The organism is Phyllobacterium sp. CL33Tsu (genome assembly GCF_900113985.1).
In the GTDB taxonomy this organism is placed as follows: domain Bacteria; phylum Pseudomonadota; class Alphaproteobacteria; order Rhizobiales; family Rhizobiaceae; genus Phyllobacterium; species Phyllobacterium pellucidum.
Genome location: NZ_FORJ01000002.1, coordinates 139,864 through 158,775 on the forward strand (window position 1 = coordinate 139,864; position 18,912 = coordinate 158,775).

17 protein-coding genes are annotated in these 18,912 nt (G+C 60.0%); 4 read left to right on the top strand and 13 right to left on the bottom strand.

Features of this window, described 5'->3' with window-relative positions:
- Positions 1-40: 40 nt before the first annotated feature.
- From BM074_RS10310 to BM074_RS10345, 8 genes are all read right to left on the bottom strand, one after another.
- Entirely contained in the window at positions 41-514 is a 474-nt protein-coding gene (locus BM074_RS10310; protein WP_091921781.1) for a DUF1203 domain-containing protein, read from the bottom strand.
- Positions 515-1,221: 707 nt separating this feature from the next.
- A complete protein-coding gene (locus tag BM074_RS22995) occupies positions 1,222-1,758 on the bottom strand; it encodes a GNAT family N-acetyltransferase (RefSeq protein WP_244532808.1) in 537 nt (178 codons plus the stop codon).
- Positions 1,759-1,761: 3 nt separating this feature from the next.
- Positions 1,762-2,613 carry a 3-mercaptopyruvate sulfurtransferase gene (gene sseA, locus BM074_RS23000; protein ID WP_091945787.1) on the bottom strand — a complete coding sequence of 284 codons (852 nt, stop codon included), beginning with the start codon at positions 2,611-2,613 and terminating at the stop codon, positions 1,762-1,764.
- Between the two features lie 2 nt (positions 2,614-2,615).
- Complete coding sequence (locus BM074_RS10320) at positions 2,616-3,362, bottom strand: alanyl-tRNA editing protein (protein WP_091921783.1); 747 nt, start codon at positions 3,360-3,362, stop codon at positions 2,616-2,618.
- Positions 3,362-4,393 carry a cysteine synthase A gene (locus tag BM074_RS10325; protein WP_091921785.1) on the bottom strand — a complete coding sequence of 344 codons (1,032 nt, stop codon included), beginning with the start codon at positions 4,391-4,393 and terminating at the stop codon, positions 3,362-3,364. Before BM074_RS10325 ends, BM074_RS10320 begins: the two co-directional genes overlap by 1 nt.
- A gap of 172 nt (positions 4,394-4,565) precedes the next feature.
- The gene (locus BM074_RS10330) at positions 4,566-5,900 is read right to left on the bottom strand and encodes a DEAD/DEAH box helicase (protein ID WP_051615001.1); all 1,335 of its coding nucleotides are present in this window, start codon (positions 5,898-5,900) and stop codon (positions 4,566-4,568) included.
- 339 nt (positions 5,901-6,239) lie between these two features.
- Positions 6,240-7,436, bottom strand: coding sequence for an HPP family protein (locus BM074_RS10340; RefSeq protein ID WP_091922411.1), 1,197 nt, complete (start codon positions 7,434-7,436; stop codon positions 6,240-6,242).
- A 113-nt stretch (positions 7,437-7,549) separates the two neighbouring features.
- Positions 7,550-8,413 (bottom strand): DMT family transporter, encoded by an 864-nt coding sequence (locus tag BM074_RS10345; RefSeq protein WP_091922413.1) that lies wholly within the window; start codon positions 8,411-8,413, stop codon positions 7,550-7,552.
- A 114-nt stretch (positions 8,414-8,527) separates the two neighbouring features.
- On the opposite strand from BM074_RS10345, the gene BM074_RS10350 reads away from it, so the two are divergent.
- On the top strand, positions 8,528-9,955 hold the full coding sequence (locus tag BM074_RS10350; RefSeq protein ID WP_091921789.1) for an aminotransferase-like domain-containing protein: 1,428 nt from the start codon (positions 8,528-8,530) through the stop codon (positions 9,953-9,955).
- Here the strand turns inward: BM074_RS10350 and BM074_RS10355 are convergent.
- The 4 genes from BM074_RS10355 to ade are packed head-to-tail and all read right to left on the bottom strand — an operon-like array spanning position 9,931 to position 14,082.
- Complete coding sequence (locus BM074_RS10355; protein WP_091921791.1) at positions 9,931-10,467, bottom strand: DUF1697 domain-containing protein; 537 nt, start codon at positions 10,465-10,467, stop codon at positions 9,931-9,933. The genes BM074_RS10350 and BM074_RS10355 overlap by 25 nt on opposite strands.
- On the bottom strand, positions 10,464-11,012 hold the full coding sequence (locus BM074_RS10360) for a DUF1697 domain-containing protein (RefSeq protein ID WP_091921793.1): 549 nt from the start codon (positions 11,010-11,012) through the stop codon (positions 10,464-10,466). Before BM074_RS10360 ends, BM074_RS10355 begins: the two co-directional genes overlap by 4 nt.
- Positions 11,012-12,271 carry a threonine ammonia-lyase IlvA gene (ilvA, locus tag BM074_RS10365; protein ID WP_027231548.1) on the bottom strand — a complete coding sequence of 420 codons (1,260 nt, stop codon included), beginning with the start codon at positions 12,269-12,271 and terminating at the stop codon, positions 11,012-11,014. Before ilvA ends, BM074_RS10360 begins: the two co-directional genes overlap by 1 nt.
- A complete protein-coding gene (ade, locus tag BM074_RS10370) occupies positions 12,268-14,082 on the bottom strand; it encodes an adenine deaminase (protein ID WP_027231549.1) in 1,815 nt (604 codons plus the stop codon). Before ade ends, ilvA begins: the two co-directional genes overlap by 4 nt.
- A gap of 259 nt (positions 14,083-14,341) precedes the next feature.
- On the opposite strand from ade, the gene BM074_RS10380 reads away from it, so the two are divergent.
- The 3 genes from BM074_RS10380 to BM074_RS10390 all read left to right on the top strand — a co-directional run bounded on the left by BM074_RS10380 (position 14,342) and on the right by BM074_RS10390 (position 17,363).
- On the top strand, positions 14,342-15,319 hold the full coding sequence (locus BM074_RS10380) for a tripartite tricarboxylate transporter substrate binding protein BugD (RefSeq protein WP_091921795.1): 978 nt from the start codon (positions 14,342-14,344) through the stop codon (positions 15,317-15,319).
- A gap of 72 nt (positions 15,320-15,391) precedes the next feature.
- On the top strand, positions 15,392-15,853 hold the full coding sequence (locus BM074_RS10385) for a tripartite tricarboxylate transporter TctB family protein (protein WP_027231552.1): 462 nt from the start codon (positions 15,392-15,394) through the stop codon (positions 15,851-15,853).
- A 7-nt stretch (positions 15,854-15,860) separates the two neighbouring features.
- Positions 15,861-17,363 carry a tripartite tricarboxylate transporter permease gene (locus BM074_RS10390; RefSeq protein WP_027231553.1) on the top strand — a complete coding sequence of 501 codons (1,503 nt, stop codon included), beginning with the start codon at positions 15,861-15,863 and terminating at the stop codon, positions 17,361-17,363.
- Positions 17,364-17,368: 5 nt separating this feature from the next.
- Here the strand turns inward: BM074_RS10390 and BM074_RS10395 are convergent, their stop codons facing one another.
- The gene (locus BM074_RS10395; RefSeq protein ID WP_091922415.1) at positions 17,369-18,874 is read right to left on the bottom strand and encodes an ArnT family glycosyltransferase; all 1,506 of its coding nucleotides are present in this window, start codon (positions 18,872-18,874) and stop codon (positions 17,369-17,371) included.
- Between the last annotated feature and the right edge of the window lie 38 nt (positions 18,875-18,912).

Consider the following 18,912-nt stretch of genomic DNA (forward strand, 5'->3'; position numbering starts at 1 on the left):
CATCATTATCAAGGAGCCCGGACCTGTGTCCGGGCTTTTTTCATGGCAACTCGATGCGGCACTGGAAGCAATTGTTGCGCGCCGAGCGCATATGCACATAGGCGACATCGTCTCGCGCGAGCAATTCGGCGGCGCGGTTGTCGATTGCCTCGGTTCGGATTACCCCGCCCGTTCCGTAGACGATACGGTCCTGGCAGGAATAGCCGCGCAAGATGTAGTCGCTCGTCTCGCGAAACATCGCCGGCATCTCCTCTGTTTCCGGGTAGCGCTCGCATGTATCAGCATGGAGAAACACCGGCCCTGTTTCCGCGTAAGGTTGCGGCGCTGGAAACGGTCTATGCGACAGGATCAGATATTTGTCGCCTGCCGCAATGTTCTGCAGGCAATGGCGGCACGGCATGCCATCGCCGTCAGATAGGTAGGTTTCGGGTGTCTGGCCATTGGCGTCGGCTCCGCCCTGCTGGTAGTGGCGAGCGAGCGTGGTGGACATGGCAATATAGCGGATCGTGCTCATCGGTGTCTCCTTTGTTGGAGCAAGAAGACACCGAACGAGGGAGCCGAGCCACCCGATTCATGCGGATGTTGACCAGCAAGTCCGCGACCTCGATGTGAAAGGCGACGTAGCCGTAAACATCGCTGCCCGCGGCCTTGGCTGCAACGACGACCCGGTCACTTCCCACGAAACCGGGCGCCGGTCTATAGAACAGCCCGAGTTGCGGCACCTTGTGCGAATTGCACTTGGCAAGAAAGTGCCCGGCCGCATAGGTCGGATTGCCTGTGAAGCGTTGAATTCTGACCGTACCGTGCGCAGGTTCCGTGACGACTTTCAACGAGCCCGGGTTTCGACCTGAACAATCACCGTTCACTTTGTAAAATCCGGCAAGTCCGGTTTCCTGTCCGGCTTTCGCGGACACCTTGGCGCTTCCCGACCCTTCCTTGGTCGTCGAGAGTTCGGAAGGGACACAACCAGACAGCAAGGCCATGGCGATCATGGAATAAAGGGCACTGCGCATCGACAAGATAATTTTACCTCCCAGAACGAATCTATTTGCGTTCATAGGGGGTTATTCGCGTTTTCTCTATTCGGTGCGCGTCGAATTCCACAGATCGTTATTCGAACGTGGCAAGCCCTGGATTCTTCGTCCTGCGTCGGGCTTTCAGCCCAAGTCCCCAGACCAGAGCCCGAGGATGAGGGAGAGCATTTCGGAATGACGCTTTGCCTTAAACCCACGCCTCGATTTCAGCCTCGGCGAAGCTGACCGGATGAAACCCCATCCGCTGGTACATCTGCAAGGCACGTGGGCTGTCGAGCGTGTTGGTTTCGATGATGACCTTCTGCGGGTCGCTCATCCACGCCGTCGAGATCGCCTCGTTGAGAAAGAACCTGGCAAGACCGCGACCCTGAAATTCCGGGATCAGCCCGAAATAGAGAATCTCCGTGACGCCTTCGTCCTCGCCAGTGACGAGTTCGAAGAAGCCGGCCGGAGAGCCATCCGCGTAGAGAACATGGATATCGACATTGCCGCGGTGAATGATCGCGGCGAGCGCCTTGTCGTCGAGATGACGGTGGACCGACCAATGATGCGGCTTGCCTACCTGCTCATAGAGGAACCGGTAGAAGGGTAATGAAATCCTCGTCGCCCGCATGATTGCCAGCTTGAAACTGACGGGCGTCGGAACGGATTGGGTCGGGCGATCGGTCAGTTCGAGATGCGTCACCCGGGTCTTCAGCATGCGGGGCTTGGGATTGTCGGCCATGGCTTACGCTTCGCCCGTTACGACGGGAGTATCCTTGTGGGCGCCCCACTCCGACCACGAGCCATCATAAAGCAGATTGTCCTTGTGGCCGAGCGATTCGAGCGCGAGGGTGATAACGGCTGCGGTGATCCCCGAGCCGCAACTCGTCACGATCGGACGGGACAAGTCCACGCCCGCCTCGTCAAGGACATGCCGCAACCCGCTGAGGTCCTTGAGATAACCCTTATCGGCAAGGCTCGATGAGGGTACGCTGCGGGCGCCCGGCATGTGGCCGGAGCGTAGGCCCGGGCGTGGTTCCGGATCGGTTCCGACGAAGCGGCCGGCGGAACGCGCATCGGCAATCTGACGCGAGCCGCTATCGACGATCTGGCGCATCTGCTCGAAACTTGCAACCTTGCCTGCATCGAACTTTTCCACGAATGCGGAGGGCGCGATCTTGGTCACCGCGTCCGTGACCGGGCGGCCCGAAGCCTTCCAATTGTCGAAGCCGCCATCGAGCACGAAGACTTTCTTCGCGCCCATGGTGCGGAACATCCACCACACCCGGGGCGACGTGTACATGCCGGGCCCATCATAGACGACGATCGTGTCCTCATTGGTAATGCCCATGCTGCTGACGGCGGCCGCAAAGGCTTCCGGCTTCGGGAAAGTATGCGGCAGGGCAGAATCGGGATCCGACAACTGCTCATGGTCGAAGAAAACAGCGCCCGGAATGTGGGCTGCCTCATACTCGGCCTTGGCATCGCGGTTCTGGAACGGAAAGTACCAGGACGCATCGAGGATGCTCAAGCCGGGCTGATCGAGGCGCTCCTCAAGCCAGTCCGGCGAAACGACAAAGGCGCTTTTTTCCGACACGTTCACTCTCCCTCCGGCAAGGCGCCGAACCTGATGCGAAAACGCCGGTTCTCCTTGCCCTTTTTTTCGATTTTGCCGATATGGATTGCTCCGACCTCGCCGGTGGTCGCTACGTGGGTTCCCCCGCAGGGCTGCGAATCGATCACCGCGTCCTTGCCGATGCACACGAGCCGGATACGTCCCGTGCCCATGGGCGGACGTACATTCTTCGACTTGATAAGGCCCGGATTTGCCGCCAGTTCCTCGTCGGTAATCCAGCGGGTGAATACCGGATGATTGGCGTTCACCAGTTCCATCAGCTTGGCCGTTACGCCCTCGCGCGTGACCCCCGCCTCCGGCAAATCGAAGTCGACGCGGCTGTCATCTTCGCTGACCGCAGCTCCTGTGATGGGAAACGGGCAGACGACACTCAAGAGATGGCAGGCCGTATGCATGCGCATCAACCTGTAGCGGCGGTCCCAATCGATGCGAAGCAAGAGCTTTTCGCCGACTGCGGGCACGGGCTGCTCCGCGGCCGGCACATGGATGATCTCTTCCTTGGTTTCGCCTGTTATCGTTGCGGCGATGGCGATGCTCGATCCGTCGGGCCGGATGAAGGCGCCGGTATCTCCGGGCTGGCCGCCCGAGGTGGCATAGAAGACCGTCCGATCCGTAAGAATGCCGCCGCGCTCGTTGACGCCGACAACCCTCGCCTCAATCTCCTTGAGGTAGGAATCGTCGCGAAACAGGATCGTGGTATCGTAAGCCATTATGAATTCTCGAACGGGATGGAAATGTCGGACTTGGTCTCCATCCACGCCGGCACCGGCAGGTCCTTGGATCGCAAGAATTCGGGATTGAACATCTTCGACTGATAGCGGTTGCCATAGTCGCACAGCACCGTGACGATGATATGCTCCGGGCCAAGATCGCGTGCCATGCGGATGGCGCCGGCAATGTTGATCCCCGATGAGCCGCCGAGGCAAAGCCCCTCTTCCTGCACGAGGTCGAACACCACGTCGAGAGCTTCCGCATCCGAAATCTGATAGGAAAAATCAGGCTTGAAGCCTTCGAGATTGGCTGTCACCCGCCCCTGTCCGATGCCTTCGGTAATCGAGTTGCCCTCTGCCTTGAACTCGCCGGTGGTATAATAGGAGAACAGCGCAGCGCCGAGCGGATCGGAAAGCCCTATCTTGATCGACGGGTCGCGCCCCTTCAGCCCTTCCGCAACCCCGGCAAGCGTGCCACCCGATCCGACCGCGCAAATGAACGCGTCGACCTTGCCGTTGGTGTCGCGCCATATTTCCGGTGCGGTGGTTTCCACGTGCGCCTGACGGTTGATCACATTGTCGAACTGGTTGGCCCAGACCGCACCGTTCGGCTCGGACTTCGCCATCTGCTCCGCCAAGCGCCCGGAAACCTTCACGTAATTGTTCGGATTGCGGTAAGGGACTGCCGGCACTTCAACGAGTTCGGCGCCGAGGAGACGAAGGGCGTCCTTCTTCTCCTCGCTTTGCGTTTCGGGAATGACGATGACTGTGCGATAGCCGAGCGCCTTGGCGACCATGGTGAGCCCGATACCGGTGTTACCGGCGGTCCCTTCGACGATCACGCCGCCCGGACGAAGCAGGCCGCGCCTTTCCGCGTCGCGAATGATGTAGAGTGCCGCGCGATCCTTCACCGATTGCCCCGGATTGAGAAATTCCGCCTTGCCGTAGATTTCGCAGCCAGTGAGATCGGAGGCTTTCTTGAGGCGGATGAGCGGCGTGTTGCCGATCGCGTCGATCACTGAATTCAGCATGGCACAAGTCCTTCAATCTGCAGGGCTTGAACCTATTTGTCCCGGGCGGGCCGTTCAAGCGCAGAATTCAATCAGCCACGTGAATTGTCTGATTACGCTGCAGGATGCCAGCAAAAAGAAAGGCCGCCGGCACGTTTATGCCGGCGGCCCTTATAAGTTTCAGACGCTAGGCTCAGGCAGCCTTGGCGCCAAAGCTGCGGCGCTTGTTGCGGCGGAACGGACGCTTTTGCGCCGGGGCGCCACCATCATTGCTCCAGATCTTCTCACCACGCGCCTCGCGCGGCTTGCTAGCTGCCTGACCGCGATGCGGCTTCTTGCCCGGAGCACCGCTGCCGCCTTCGCGGCGCGGCGGACGCTGGTCGCTATTAGCAGCACGGGCCGGCAGGCTCGAAAGATCAACCGGCGAATCGGCCATCGGCAGACGCATGCGCGTGACCCGTTCGACCGCCTTCAGCTTGACGCTCTCTTCGGCCGGATCGTAAAGCGTAATCGCCGAACCCGATGCGCCATTACGCCCGGTACGGCCAATGCGGTGAACGTAGCTCTCGGGCTCATCCGGCAGGTCGAAATTGATGACATGGCTGATGCCGACGACGTCAATGCCACGCGCTGCGATATCGGTCGCAACGAGAATGCGCACTGAACCGTCCTTGAAGCCGTTCAACGCGCGCTGGCGGGCATTCTGCGACTTGTTGCCGTGAATGGCGGCAACTTCATAGCCGTCCTTCTCGAGGACGCGCGTTACCGCATCCGCGCCGTGCTTGGTACGGGTGAAGACGATGACCGAAGCCAGCGCTTCGTCCTTCAGCATTGCCGAAAGAACCTGCTTTTTCTGCTTCGTCGGAATGGCGTGTACCACCTGCTTGATCTCGGCCGCGGTCGTGCCCTGCGGCGCGACTTCGACGCGAACCGGGTCGCGCAACAGGCCCTGGGCCAGCGTGGCGACTTCCTGGGGCATCGTTGCCGAGAAAAGCGCGGTCTGGCGGTCGCGATGCGTGCCCTTGGCGATGCGCTTCACATCGTTGATGAAACCCATGTCGAGCATGCGGTCGGCTTCATCGAGGACGAGCCAACGCGTCTCCGAAAGATCGATGCAGTTTTCACGCACGAGATCGGTCAAGCGGCCCGGCGTTGCTATAAGCACGTCGACGCCCGGCTGCATCTTCTTGATCTGGGATATGCGCGAGACGCCGCCGAGAACAAGCGCTGTCGAAATATGCGCGCCCTTCGAGAGCTTGCGGATCGTTTCTTCAATCTGCACGGCAAGCTCGCGGGTCGGGGCGAGAATGAGGGCGCGGGCAGTCTTGCCCTTGCGCTTGTCGCCAAGACCCATGATCTTCTGCAGGATCGGCAGGCTGAAGGCAGCCGTCTTGCCCGAACCCGTCTGGGCGATGCCGAGAATGTCCTTGCCGGACACCTGTGCCGGAATAGCCTGTTCCTGGATTGGTTTCGGCTCTGCCATGCCGGCCGCTTCGATGGCCTTGAGAAGGACCACGTTCAGGCCCATTGCGGCAAAGCCGTTTGTTTCTGGAGTGTTCAATTCAATCTTCTTTCACTGACCGGCGCGAATCTTCGCGGGTCACAAACGCATCGCAGGGCGCAACCTGCATGCACAATTTATGGATGAACGACGAGACGCGGAGGGAAGCACCACCGGATTGGCGGGCCCAAGCGACTTGCGCAGCCGTGCCCATCGCCTTTTGCGGATGGGACTGAAGACGCCACAAGTCCAAATTCTGGAAGACCGGATCAAACCGGCCCAAGCGCCTGAACCGCATATGGGCCTTATCGCGGCAAAATGCAAATGAATTATTGTGCGGCGCAAAAACACCGTCGGGAGTGCCGGTTAGCCGGCAAGTGAAAGCGGTTCGGGCTTCTGCCTGTCGTTGAGGTTACGGGCGTAGAGCGCAGCGATAAGGTCGGATTGGGTAACGATGCCCAACACGCGCCCTTCCGCATCGGCGACCGGCAAATGATGGAGGCCGCGATCGGCCATCGCCGGCACGAGTTCCGTGACAAGCGTGTCGGGTCTGACAAACTGAACCGGCGCCGTCATGATGTCCGCAACCACGCGCGGCTGTTTTTGGGCGACGCCGATAATGCTGCCAAACTTGCCGACAATGCCCGGTCTAAGCGCGGTTCGGGACGGCCAGGCGGCGCGCTGCATGAAATCCGTTTGCGTCACGATACCGATCAGCCTGCCCTCGCTATTGACGACGGGCAGTGCCTTTATCCGATGCCGGCGCAACAGGGCAAAGGCGCGCCGTACGGACGTCTCGGGCGCGACGCTCACCACGTCGCTTGACATGATATCCTCACAGCGTATCTCGCCGAAGCGGCGATGATAGGCGTGCATTTGCGCCCGATGCAGGATGGAATCGAGATCGTCCGGGCTCACATCGATCAGTTCGTCGTGCTGGCCTAGCGCAAATCGAAGATCGCCCCGCGTAAATCCAATGCGCTCCGACGGAATTGGATCGGCGGTATCGTGGATATTCTTGGCCGCCGGTGGCGCCAGATGCGGATAGCGCCGGCCCGTCAGATTGTTGTAGGCGATGGCGATGACGAGCAGCAGAAGCGAGTTCAAGCCCACCGGCCAGATGACGAAGCTGTAGCCGAGATCATGGACGACAGGCCCACCCAATACGGCAGTCAGCGCAACCGCTCCGCTTGGCGGATGCAGCGATTTCGTCAGCATCATGACGGCAATCGCCGCGCCTATGGCAGCGGCCGATGCAATGACAGGATCGGGGATCCAGATCGCGCAGGTCACGCCGATCAGGCAGGCGAGTATGTTACCGCAAAGGATCGACCAGGGCTGTGCCAGCGGACTGGACGGAACGGCAAAGAGAAGCACCGCCGAGGCGCCCATTGGCGCGATGAGCAAGGGAACGCTGGAGGTCGGGCCGAGGGCGGCCGCGCTGACGATGCCGGTTGCGAGTATGCCGAGGAACGCGCCGATGCAGGCGCGCAAGCGCTCCATGCCGCTCACGGGGGCAAGCGGAGGCAGGTATCGCTTCAGGTAATCAGCCAGGGCATTCATCGAGGGTGCAGCATCCAGCATCACAGGAGTGCGTCAGGCGATAACCGGTCGATGCGGCCCTGGCAAAGGATAAGTTTGCGCGTGGGCCCACAGGAATAGAAAATCTGTCCAACCTATCGGGCAAAGCGCTTGGCGCCGACAACGCAGGCGATCACGCCGACCGTTGCCAGGATCATCGGCCACCCGACATGCTCGCCCAGCAGGGTTGCCGCAAGGACAAGGCCGAAGAAAGGCTGCAGCAGTTGCAGTTGCCCGACTGCGGCAATGCCGCCCTGCGCAAGTCCGCGATACCAGAAGATGAAGCCGATCAGCATCGAGAACAGGGAGACATAAAATAGACCGAACCAGGCAGGCCCGCTTATCCCCTGCCACTCGCCGGGCATGACATATAGCGTTAGCGGCAACATGACTGGCAGCGAGATGACAAGCGCCCAGCATATAACCTGCCAGCCGCCAAGGCGGCGCGACAGTTTGGCTCCTTCGGCATAACCAAGACCGCACACGACGATTGCTGTGAACATCAAAAGATCGCCAACGAGCGAGGCGCTGACGTTCTGAGTGAGCGCGAAGCCAACCACGAGCAGACTGCCGAGGCAGGAAAACAACCAGAACAGCGGGCGTACCCGCTCGCCGCCGCGCCAGACTGCGAAAATGGCGGTTGCGAGCGGCAAAAGGCCGATAAAGACGATCGAATGCGCGGACGTGACATGACGGAGCGCCAGCGCTGTCAACAGTGGAAAGCCGACGACAACGCCAAGCGCGGTCACGACAAGCGAAATGAGATCGGCCTTGTCAGGACGCTTTTCGCGAAAGGCGAGAAGCAGCGCCAAGCCGAGCAATGCCGCGATGGTCGCCCGGGCGCCCGTCAGAAAGATCGGATCGAACCCTGATACGGCCGCGCGGGTCGCCGGCAGCGATCCGCTGAAGATAAGTACGCCCACGAAGCCGTTGATCCAGCCGCTCGCCATCTTGTCCATATTGATTCCCACTGCCTGCATTTGTGTGGGCTTTTCTGACGTCGGAAGGATGGATTTTCCAGAGACGGTCCGGTACAATTTTGTCAAACTGTAATGGATACAAGTGCAGTACAGATGGACTTAAGCACGCATATTGCACGCCTGCGGGGCACGCTGGTCGAACAGGTGATGGACGAGATCCGTCAGCGGGTAATGCGGCGCACGCTCGCACCGGGAGCCAAGCTGCCATCCATTCGCAGCCTTGCAGCCACAATGGGCGTATCAAAATCGACAGTTGTCGAGGCCTATGACCGGCTCACCGCGGAAGGTGCCATCCAGTCGCGGAGAGGCTCGGGCTTCTACGTGGCCGGCCATCTGCCGCCGCTCAGCCTGACAGAAATTGGCCCGCGCCTCGACCGTGCCATTGACCCGCTATGGGTGTCGCGCCTGTCGCTTGAGGCTGGCGAGGACGTGGCAAAGCCCGGCTGCGGCTGGCTTCCCGCCGAATGGATGCCCGAGGACGGCATCCGCAGGGCCTTGCGGACACTGGCGCGGGGCGAGACTTCTGCCATCACCGATTACGCCTCGCCTCTCGGGCTGCATCCCCTGCGGCAACTGCTTTCGCGCCGCATGGCCGACCATGGGATCGAGGCAGCGCCGGACCAGATCATGCTGACAGAGTCAGGTACGCAGGCGATCGATTTGATCTGCCGGTTTCTGATCGAACCCGGCGATGCGGTTATTGTGGACGATCCCTGCTACTTCAACTTTCACGCCCTGCTCAAAGCGCACCGTGCCAGGATCATAGGCGTGCCCTTTACGCCGTCGGGTCCCGATCTTGAACGCTTTGCCGCTGCGCTCGAGGCGAACAGGCCCCGCCTCTACATCACCAACGCGGCATTGCACAATCCCACCGGAGCGACCCTCTCGCCAGTCGTCGCCCACCGCCTGCTGAAGCTTGCCGAGCAATATGGTCTGACCATCGTCGAGGATGATATCTTTGCCGATTTCGAGCACGAGTCCGCTCCCCGTCTTGCCGCATTCGACGGTCTCGAACGGGTGATCCACATCGGCAGTTTCTCGAAGTCGCTATCCGCATCGGTGCGCTGTGGCTTCGTCGCTGCGCGCCGTGATTGGGTCGAGGCTCTGGTGGACCTGCGTGTCGCGACCTCCTTCGGCGCTGGCCGCATTTCCGCGGAACTGGTCTACCTGATGCTCAAGGATGGCGGCTATCGCAAGCACATCGATGGATTGCGCACGCGCCTGGCGCGCAGCATGGGTGAAACCCTCTCCCGGTTGAAATCCATGGGCGTTACGCCGTGGATCGAACCGCGCGGCGGCATGTTCGTGTGGTGCAAGCTGCCGCAAGGTGCGGATGCGGCGGCAGTCGCGCAGTACGGGCTAACCGAAGGCGTGATCTTCGCACCCGGGCAGGTGTTCAGTCCCTCGCCCGGAGCAAATGCCTACATGCGCTTCAATGTTGCGCAATGTTCCGACCCGCGCATTTTCCGGACGCTGGAGGATTCGCTCGCTCGGGCTCAGATGGCGCCTGCCATTTCCTGAAGCGTCAGAACCGTGCGCCAGTTGCGCGCCGTCAACGGCACTTTCAAGACCTTGTCGAGCGCTTCCGCCAGCTTCGAGGTGCCGAAACCGTCGGGCGTATAGAGATAAAGCACGCGATTACTGACGGTGAAGCTCTCGGAACCGCTTGCCCTCGTCTCAAGCTCTGTAAGGGCAGCGTCTGTCGGTTTGCTATCGAGGATCACGGCATGCAGCGATTTCGGGTTTTCCTTAGCCTGCGGATAGGGATTCTTCGCGACCATGCAATTCCATTCGTCGATGCTGCGAAGCGAGACGCGAGACTCAAAGCCAAACGTCTTTGGAAAGAGATCCGCAATCATCTTTTCGATACGCGCTGCCGTCTGGTTCGATTTGAAGACGACATTGCCGCTCTGAATATACGTCGTCACGTCCACCAGACCCGCCTCCTCCAGCGCGCTGCGCAACGTCTCCATTTTGACAAGCTTGTTGCCCCCGACATTGATCCCGCGAAACAGCGCGATATAGACCGTCATTGCGTTTCCCCCTCCAGCCGCTCGGCCAGATCCCCCAATTTCAGCACTGTATTCCAATTGCGCGCCGTCGCGGCAACCTTCAGCGTCGATTCAATTTTTCCATGCAGTTTCGACTGCGATGCCCCCTGCGGCGGATAGTAGTAAAGGACCTTGCCCAGAATTTTGAATTGTTCCGGCAACCCCGCCGCCTTCCGCTCAAGGGCCTGGACCGCCTCCTTTTCAGGCTCCTTCTCCAGAATGAACGCGTGGAGTTTGTTGCCCTCGGCCGCGTGCTGCGGGAACGGATTGCCGGCAATGAGGCTCGACCATTCCTGCCGGTCGAGGATCATGATTGCCTTGGAGAACGCAAAGTTTTCCAGTGCGATAGACGCCACTCTTTGCAAGATGGTTTGCCGCTGAAGCTCCGACACCAAAACGACATTGCCCGTATTGATATAGGTGGCGACCTTGTCGAAGCCGGCATCGACCAGCGCGTCCTTCAGCGGCTTGACGGGCAACAAGGTTGCTCCGCCCACGCCACGGAACAGGACGATATAGGTCGTCATCAGATGATCAGTCCGGCAATCGCCTCATTGTCGGTAATATCCTGATAGGCCCAGCCCGCCTCATCGAAGCGTTTGAACAGAATGTCGAAATTGACCTTGTTCTTGGTCTCGATGCCAATCAGTACCGAGCCGAAGTTTCGCGCCGATTTCTTCAGATATTCGAAGCGCGCGACGTCATCCTCGGGCCCGAGAAGATCGAGAAAGGAGCGCAATGCGCCGGGCCGCTGCGGAAAACGGAAGATGAAATACTTCTTCAGACCTTCATAGCGCAGCGATCGCTCCTTCAGTTCCGGAAGCCGCTCGAAATCGAAGTTGCTGCCTGAAACCACGAGGATGATCCGCTTCCCCTTGAGTTCGCTCTTCTTGAAGTCCTTGAGCGAGTCGATGGCGAGCGCACCGGCCGGCTCCAGTACGATGCCTTCGATATTGAGCATTTCGAGGATCGTCGAACTCAGGCGGTTCTCCGGAATCAAAGTCACAGCGTCCGCTGTGAAGCCTTTGAGAATCTTGAAATTTTCGCGCCCGATCTCGGCCACTGCAGCGCCGTCGACAAAATTGTCGACGGTGTCGAGCTTGACGCGCTTGCCCGCCTCGAGACTCCGCTTGAGGCTCGGCGCGCCAGCCGGCTCAACGAAACGAAAGCGCGTTTCCCAGCCGAGTTCGCCGAGATAGCGGGTAACGCCGCCAGATAAGCCACCCCCGCCGACGGGGAGGATCATCAAATCCGGCTTGCGCTTGTCCGGTAGCTGATGGGCAATCTCGAACGCGACCGTCGCCTGTCCGGTGATGATATCGTTGTGGTCGAATGGCGGCACCATGACGGCACCCGTTTCGGCGGCATAATCCTGCGCGGCGACATAGCATTGGTCGAATATGTCGCCGACAAGGCGGATCTCGATAAATTCGCCGCCGAAGGTACGCGTCTTGTCGATCTTCTGCTGCGGTGTCGTCACCGGCATGAACACGACGCCCTTCTTGCCGAAATTCCGGCAGATAAAAGCGAAGCCTTGCGCATGATTGCCCGCGGAGGCGCAGACAAAGCTGGTGTCTTCGCCTTTGTGCTCGTTCAGGTAATGCGCGATGAAATTGAACGCGCCCCTGATCTTATAGGAGCGAACCGGCGACAGGTCCTCGCGTTTAAGCCAGATCTGCGCACCATACTTATGGGACAAATAGTGATTGAGTTGCAGCGGCGTTTCTGGAAAAAGGACGCGCATTTTTTCCGCCGCGCGCTCCACGGCCTTGATGAATGCAGTCATAGGAACAGGTCAACCTTCTCGAATGTCCTGACGTCGATAATGCCGACATCGGAAATACGCAATTCCGGTATCACGACGAGAGCGAGCAAGGAATGCTGCATATAGGCGTTGTTGAGGCTGCAGCCCATGGCGCGCATGGCCTTGACCAGTTTGTCCGCCTGCTCGGCAACGACCTCGGCCCGCTGATCCGACATCAGGCCGGCAATCGGCATCTCGACCAGCGCCAGTTCGCGCCCCTTCGAGAACAGCACCACGCCGCCGCCGACCTGGCCGAGCCGATTGGCAGCCTTGGCCATGTCTTCCTTGTTCGTACCGACGACGATCATGTGGTGGCTGTCATGTGCAACCGTGGATGCCATAGCGCAATCAAGCGTATAGCCGAAGCCTGAAACGAAACCGTTGACCACTGCGCCGGTACCGCGATGGCGCTCGACCAGCGCGATCTGGCACACATCGTTGCGCCGGTCCATCTGCACGATATCGTCGGAGACGGTAAGATCGGCTTCAAGCGCACGTGTCGGCGCCTGGTTCTCGATCACTCCAATCACCCGGGCCGTGACATGCTTTGCGGGCTTCGGCGCCTTGATGTCAAAGTCTTTCGCCGCAAGCTTCTTGCCGAGCTTGATCGTGTTCTTTGCGAACGCCGGATAGTTGTATGGCGGGATCTCGGCGAGGAGCTTGCCTTTTTCGGCCACATGCCTGCCGCGCGCATAGACGCGGTCGATCGTCAGATTGGCAAGGTCCGAAACGATGAGGAAATCCGCAAGGCGTCCCGGGGTGATTGAGCCAATCTCGCGCTCAAGGCGGAAATGCTGGGCGGTGTTCAACGTTGCCATCTGAATCGCAGTCACCGGCTTCAGGCCCTGCGTGATCGCATGGCGGACGACGCGGTCCATATGACCTTCATGCACCAGCGTTCCCGAATGGCTGTCATCGGTGCAAAGAATGAAATTGCGCGGATCGAGCCCCTGCTCGGTCACTGCCTTGATCTGGCTGGCAACGTCATACCAGGCAGAGCCAAGCCGCAGCATGGCGCGCATGCCCTGGCGTACGCGCGCAATTGCATCGTCCATGCGCGTTCCTTCATGATCGTCCTCCGGGCCACCCGCGACATAGCCGTGGAAAGCCCGTCCAAGCTCGGGCGAGGCGAAATGGCCGCCCACCGTTTTCCCGGCGTTCATGGTCGCATCGATGCCGCCGCGCATGGTGGCATTGTTGCTGGCGACGCCTGGAAAATTCATCACCTCGCCGAGACCGATGATATTCGGCCAGGTCATGGCTTCTTCGATATCGTGCGGACTGATGGCAGCGCCTGCATTTTCGAGGCCCGGGGCTGACGGAACGCAGCTCGGCATCTGCACGTGGACGTTGATCGGCATCGCGAGCGCTTCGTCATGCATGAGGCGCACGCCTTCGAGCCCGAGCACATTGGCAATCTCGTGCGGATCGATGAACATCGAGGTCGTGCCATGGGGTATGACGGCGCGGGTGAATTCGGTCACCGTCACCATGCCGCTTTCGACGTGCATGTGCGCATCACAAAGACCAGGGACGAGGTAGCGCCCGCCCGCATCCACCACTTTCGTCTTCGGTCCGATACAGTGCTCGACACCGTGCCCGACAAACGCGAACCGGCCGGCGGCGACGGCTATATCCATGCCTGCAATGATTTCACCGGAATAAACGCTGACGAGGCGACCATTACGCACCACGAGATCGGCATGTTTGCGGCCCATCGCGACATCGACCAGCAAGGATGCTGATTCCGTCCAGGACTTTGGCTTTCCGCCATGATTTGCTTGCTTGACCATGAAACTGCCTCTGATGCTTGGTGGTGCGAACAAACCTATACTAAAGCCGAAGGCATAGTGGGTTTGTTCACAGTCGCTCTGTCAAAAATATTCACGAACCCCATGAATTGCTTGACATACCGGCCGTGGTTTCGTCCGATAGACTGGATGCTACGCGCCGAAAGCGACGCTGCCAATATCGGGAGGAGAAAGATATTGGCAAGCTTCGGCGCCATGGTTCGTTTCGAGTAATTTCAAGAATCGTCTGGGAGGAACAAAGATGCACAAACTCATCTCTTCGCTGGCTGCCACGGCTGCCTTCGCCCTTATCGCCGGCGGCGCCAATGCCGCTGGCTATCCCGAGCGCAGCATAACCATGGTCGTGCCCTTTGCGGCAGGCGGACCCACCGATACCGTTACGCGCCTCGTAGCCGAATCGATGTCGAAGGATCTCGGCCAGCAGATCGTCGTTGAGAACGTAGGCGGCGCCGGCGGCACGCTGGGCGCCTCGCAGGTCGCCAAGGCTGATCCGGACGGTTACACCCTCCTCCTGCACCATATCGGCATGGCAACGAGCGCCACGCTTTACCGCAAGCTTCCCTATGACACGCTGAACGCCTTCGAATATGTCGGCCTCGTCACCGACGTGCCGATGACCATTGTCGCCAAGAAGGATTTCGAGCCAGCGGACATGAAGGGCCTCGTCGAATACGTGAAGGCCAACGCTGACAAGATTACCCTCGCCAATGCGGGCATCGGTGCAGCTTCGCATCTGTGCGGCATGCTTTTGATGAGCGAGATCAAGACGTCGCTGGTGACGGTGCCTTACAAGGGAACCGGGCCCGCCATGACCGACCTTCTCGGCGGCCAGGTCGATTTGATGTGCGACCAGACCACGAACACCACCAAGCAGATCAAGGGCGCGACGGTCAAGGCCTATGCCGTGACCTCGGCCAAGCGCCTTGATGCCCTCCCCGATCTGCCGACGGTTGCGGAAGCTGGCTTGCCGGGCTTGCAGGTCGGCATCTGGCACGGCATCTACGCTCCGAAGGGAACGCCGGCGGATGTCACCGCCAAGCTCTCGGCGTCGCTGCAGAAGGCGCTGAAAGACCCCAACGTCGTCGCTCGTTTCGCCGAACTCGGCACCGTACCGGTCACCGACGCCGAGGCTACGCCTGACGGGCTCAAGTCGAAGCTTGAAAGCGAAGTTTCCCGCTGGAAGCCGATCATCGAGGCCGCGGGCCAGTACGCCGACTAGAACTATTCGCCGGTTCAGGTCCTCATGGCCTGAGCCGGCCCATTACAAAGAATTTATTGGTACGGGGGACATATGAAATCCTTAAGTTTCAGTATGCGCGACCTGATATGCGGCCTGTTTTTCATCGCAGTCGGTCTCTTCTTCGCAATTCAGGCCTATGGCCTCGATATCGGAACGGCCTTCAAGATGGGTCCGGGCTATTTCCCTTTGGTCCTCGCCGGCCTGCTCGTCATTTTCGGGATCATCGTGATCATCCAGGGCACGCAGGTCGAGCATGAGCCGATGGGTCCGATTGCCTGGCGCGGCATGCTGTTCATCCTGCCAGCTCCCATTCTTTTCGGCCTAACGGTGCGCGGACTTGGCTTTGTGCCTTCCCTGTTCCTGTCCGGCCTGCTCGCCGCCTTCGCCAGCTCGAAGATGCGGCCTGGAACCGCCCTTCTCCTCGTCAGCGGGCTGACACTTTTTTCGGTAATTGTTTTCAGCTACGCGCTTGGCCTGCCCTTCCGGCGGTTCGGCCCCTGGCTCGGACAGTGAGGCCAAGATGGAACTGATCGACAATCTCACGCTTGGCTTCGTCACCGCGGGACACCCGTGGAACCTGTTGTTCTGCCTGATCGGCGTTATTCTCGGCACGCTGATCGGCGTTTTGCCGGGCATCGGCGCGACCGCGACGATCGCCATGCTTCTGCCGCTCACATTCCAGCTCGAGCCGGTCTCATCGCTGATCATGCTCGCCGGCATCTATTACGGCGCGCAGTATGGCGGCTCGACGACGGCAATCCTGATCAACATGCCGGGCGAATCGTCCTCGGCGGTCACCGCCATCGACGGCTACCAGATGGCGCGCAAGGGCCGCGCCGGCGCAGCGCTCGCGATCGCCGCCATTGGCTCATTCTTCGCCGGTACCGTTTCGACGATCCTTGTCGCCGTCTTTGCGCCGCCGCTCACCGCCGTGGCGCTGCAATTCGGTTCAGCCGAATATTTCTCGCTGATGATCGTCGGCCTCGTCTCGTCCATCGCGCTTGCCCATGGCTCGGTCATCAAGGCGCTTGGAATGGTGGTTCTCGGGCTCCTGCTTGGGCTTGTCGGCACCGATATTTATACAGGTACGCCGAGGTTCAACCTCGGGATCCTCGAACTCTCCGATGGCCTGAATTTCGTCGCCCTCGCCGTCGGTGTCTTCGGCATCGCCGAGATTCTGCGCAATCTCGAAAACGAGCATGAGCGCGACGTCATGATCAAGAAAGTGACCAATCTCTGGCCGACGCGCGAGGACTGGAAGGCGATGACTGCGCCAATCCTGCGCGGCACGGCCATCGGTTCGGCACTAGGCATCCTGCCCGGGGGCGGCGCAATTCTCGCTTCCTTCGCCTCCTATACGGTGGAAAAGCGCATCTCGAAGACGCCGGAAGAGTTCGGCAAGGGCGCCATCGCCGGCGTTGCAGGACCGGAATCCGCCAATAATGCCGGCGCGCAAACGTCGTTCATTCCGATGCTGACCCTAGGTATTCCTGCCAATCCGGTCATGGCGCTGATGATCGGCGCGATGATCATTCAAGGCATCGTTCCCGGCCCGAATGTCGCCACGGAACAACCAGCGCTGTTCTGGGGCATCATTGCTTCGATGTGGATCGGCAACCTCATGCTGATCCTGCTCAATCTGCCGCTGATCGGTCTTTGGGTGAAGCTGCTTACGATCCCCTATTACATGCTCTTCCCGGCGATCATCGCGTTCTGCTCGATCGGCGTCTACAGCGTCAATTCCAATGTATTCGATCTCTACGCCGTCGCCTTCTTCGGGCTTCTCGGTTACGGACTTTCGAAACTGCGCTGCGAACCGGCGCCGCTTCTCCTCGGCTTCGTGCTGGGCCCGCTGCTCGAGGAGCACCTCCGGCGCGCCATGATCATGTCGCGCGGCGACCCGACGACATTCGTGACGCGGCCGCTGAGCCTCGGTCTGCTGCTCCTTGCGGCTGCCGTCCTCGTCGTCGTGCTGTTGCCGAGCATCCGCAAGAAGCGCGACGAGGTCTTCGTCGAGGACTGAGAGGCCTAAGGCTTTGCCGGACCTGGAACGAGGACGTAGCTTACGGCCTCGTTCCGATCCGGATAATTCCTGAAGTTGAGCGAAATGTGCCGCACATCCGTGGGCGGTGTGGGCACGCCGGCAGCGCTCATCAAGGCCATGACGCCAGGATTGAGACCCTCGCCGAACCAGACGAAGAGTGCTGGAAACTTGATGCGCGCCGAGGCGTTCGGCATTTCCATGTGCACCGGCGTGAGTGACGTATCATAAAGCCGCAAATTGCCGGGAAATTGCGGGCCGTCGGAAACGACCGACTGATAGCTGCCCTCGGCGCGCGTCGTAGCAAAAAGCTTCGCATAGTCGAGTTCGCCGATATAGGGATCTTCACCATCGCGAGCGTAGAGCATGTTGATGGCAAGGCCCGGAATGACGATGAGGCCGCAGATCGCCCCGACCACTGCAAAGCGCTTCAGGGGAAGATCTGATCTGATGAACCGGTCGAGCAGCACGGCAAGATACAAGGGCGACAGGAAGAGAACCGGCTGCAGCCAGCGATCCTTGACCTCGGCAGCGCCGCTGATCAAGACCCCTACCGCAACGCATGCGAGCGCGAACCAGATGAGCCGCGCAACGAACTTTTCCCCATCGGTCGCGCTGGAGCGCGCCGTCACCCGGTCACGGCGGCTGCGCCACCAGGCAATGCCGAAGAACGCCAGCGCCACGCCTGAGAAAAGCACGCTGTTGAGGAGCACCTTCCATTCACCGTGAAGACGGCTGAGGAGAAAATGGCCGCCCGCGTTCATTTCGAATTTGTGCGTCCGGGCGAGCAGGTTTTCGGTATGGGCGAGCGCCCAAAGGCCCGTCGGTATGACGGCCGCTATGAAGGCGAGGACCGCAGCGAGTGTTGGACGCGAAAGCAGCACGGCACGATAGGACGGGATGGAAAGACCAGCCAAAATCAAAGCGATAAGAAAGAAACTTGCATTGAATTTGCCTAGAAGGCCGGCGGCGATGCCGAGCCCGAGCAGTGCTGCCGAATGCCAGGACCGCGACTTCATATGCCAGGCAAATGCGAGGAAAGCCCAGGCGCAACCGGTCGTTCCGCCGACGGAGTGGGTGAGCGTGCGCTGCGATTCCCACGAGATTTGCGGCAGCATGAACATGCCCAGCATGCCTGCGGCGGCGACCATGCGCGATAGCCCGAGAAGCCTTGCGCCAAAATAAACGCTGGCAAAGAGGTTCGCGAGCATGCTGAATTTTACGAGATAGATCGTAAAGAGACTGATGCCCAGAACATCGCCGGCGATGCTGTTGATCCACGTATAGAGCGGGGCTTGCGAGCCGCCATAGCCCCATTGCAAAGCCCCGACATAGGCGAGTTGCTCGGCGTCATCGACCCCTGCGCCATTCGAGATCATTGTCAGGAAGAATATCTGGAAGGCGAAATAGCAAAGCACGAACAGCATCGCTGGATTGCTCGCGGCGAATGACTTGATCCTGGTGGTCGTGGTCTGTGCTGAAATGGCCGGCATCATCTTCTCTTGGCGTTGGAAGTGCCGCTTTTATGCGA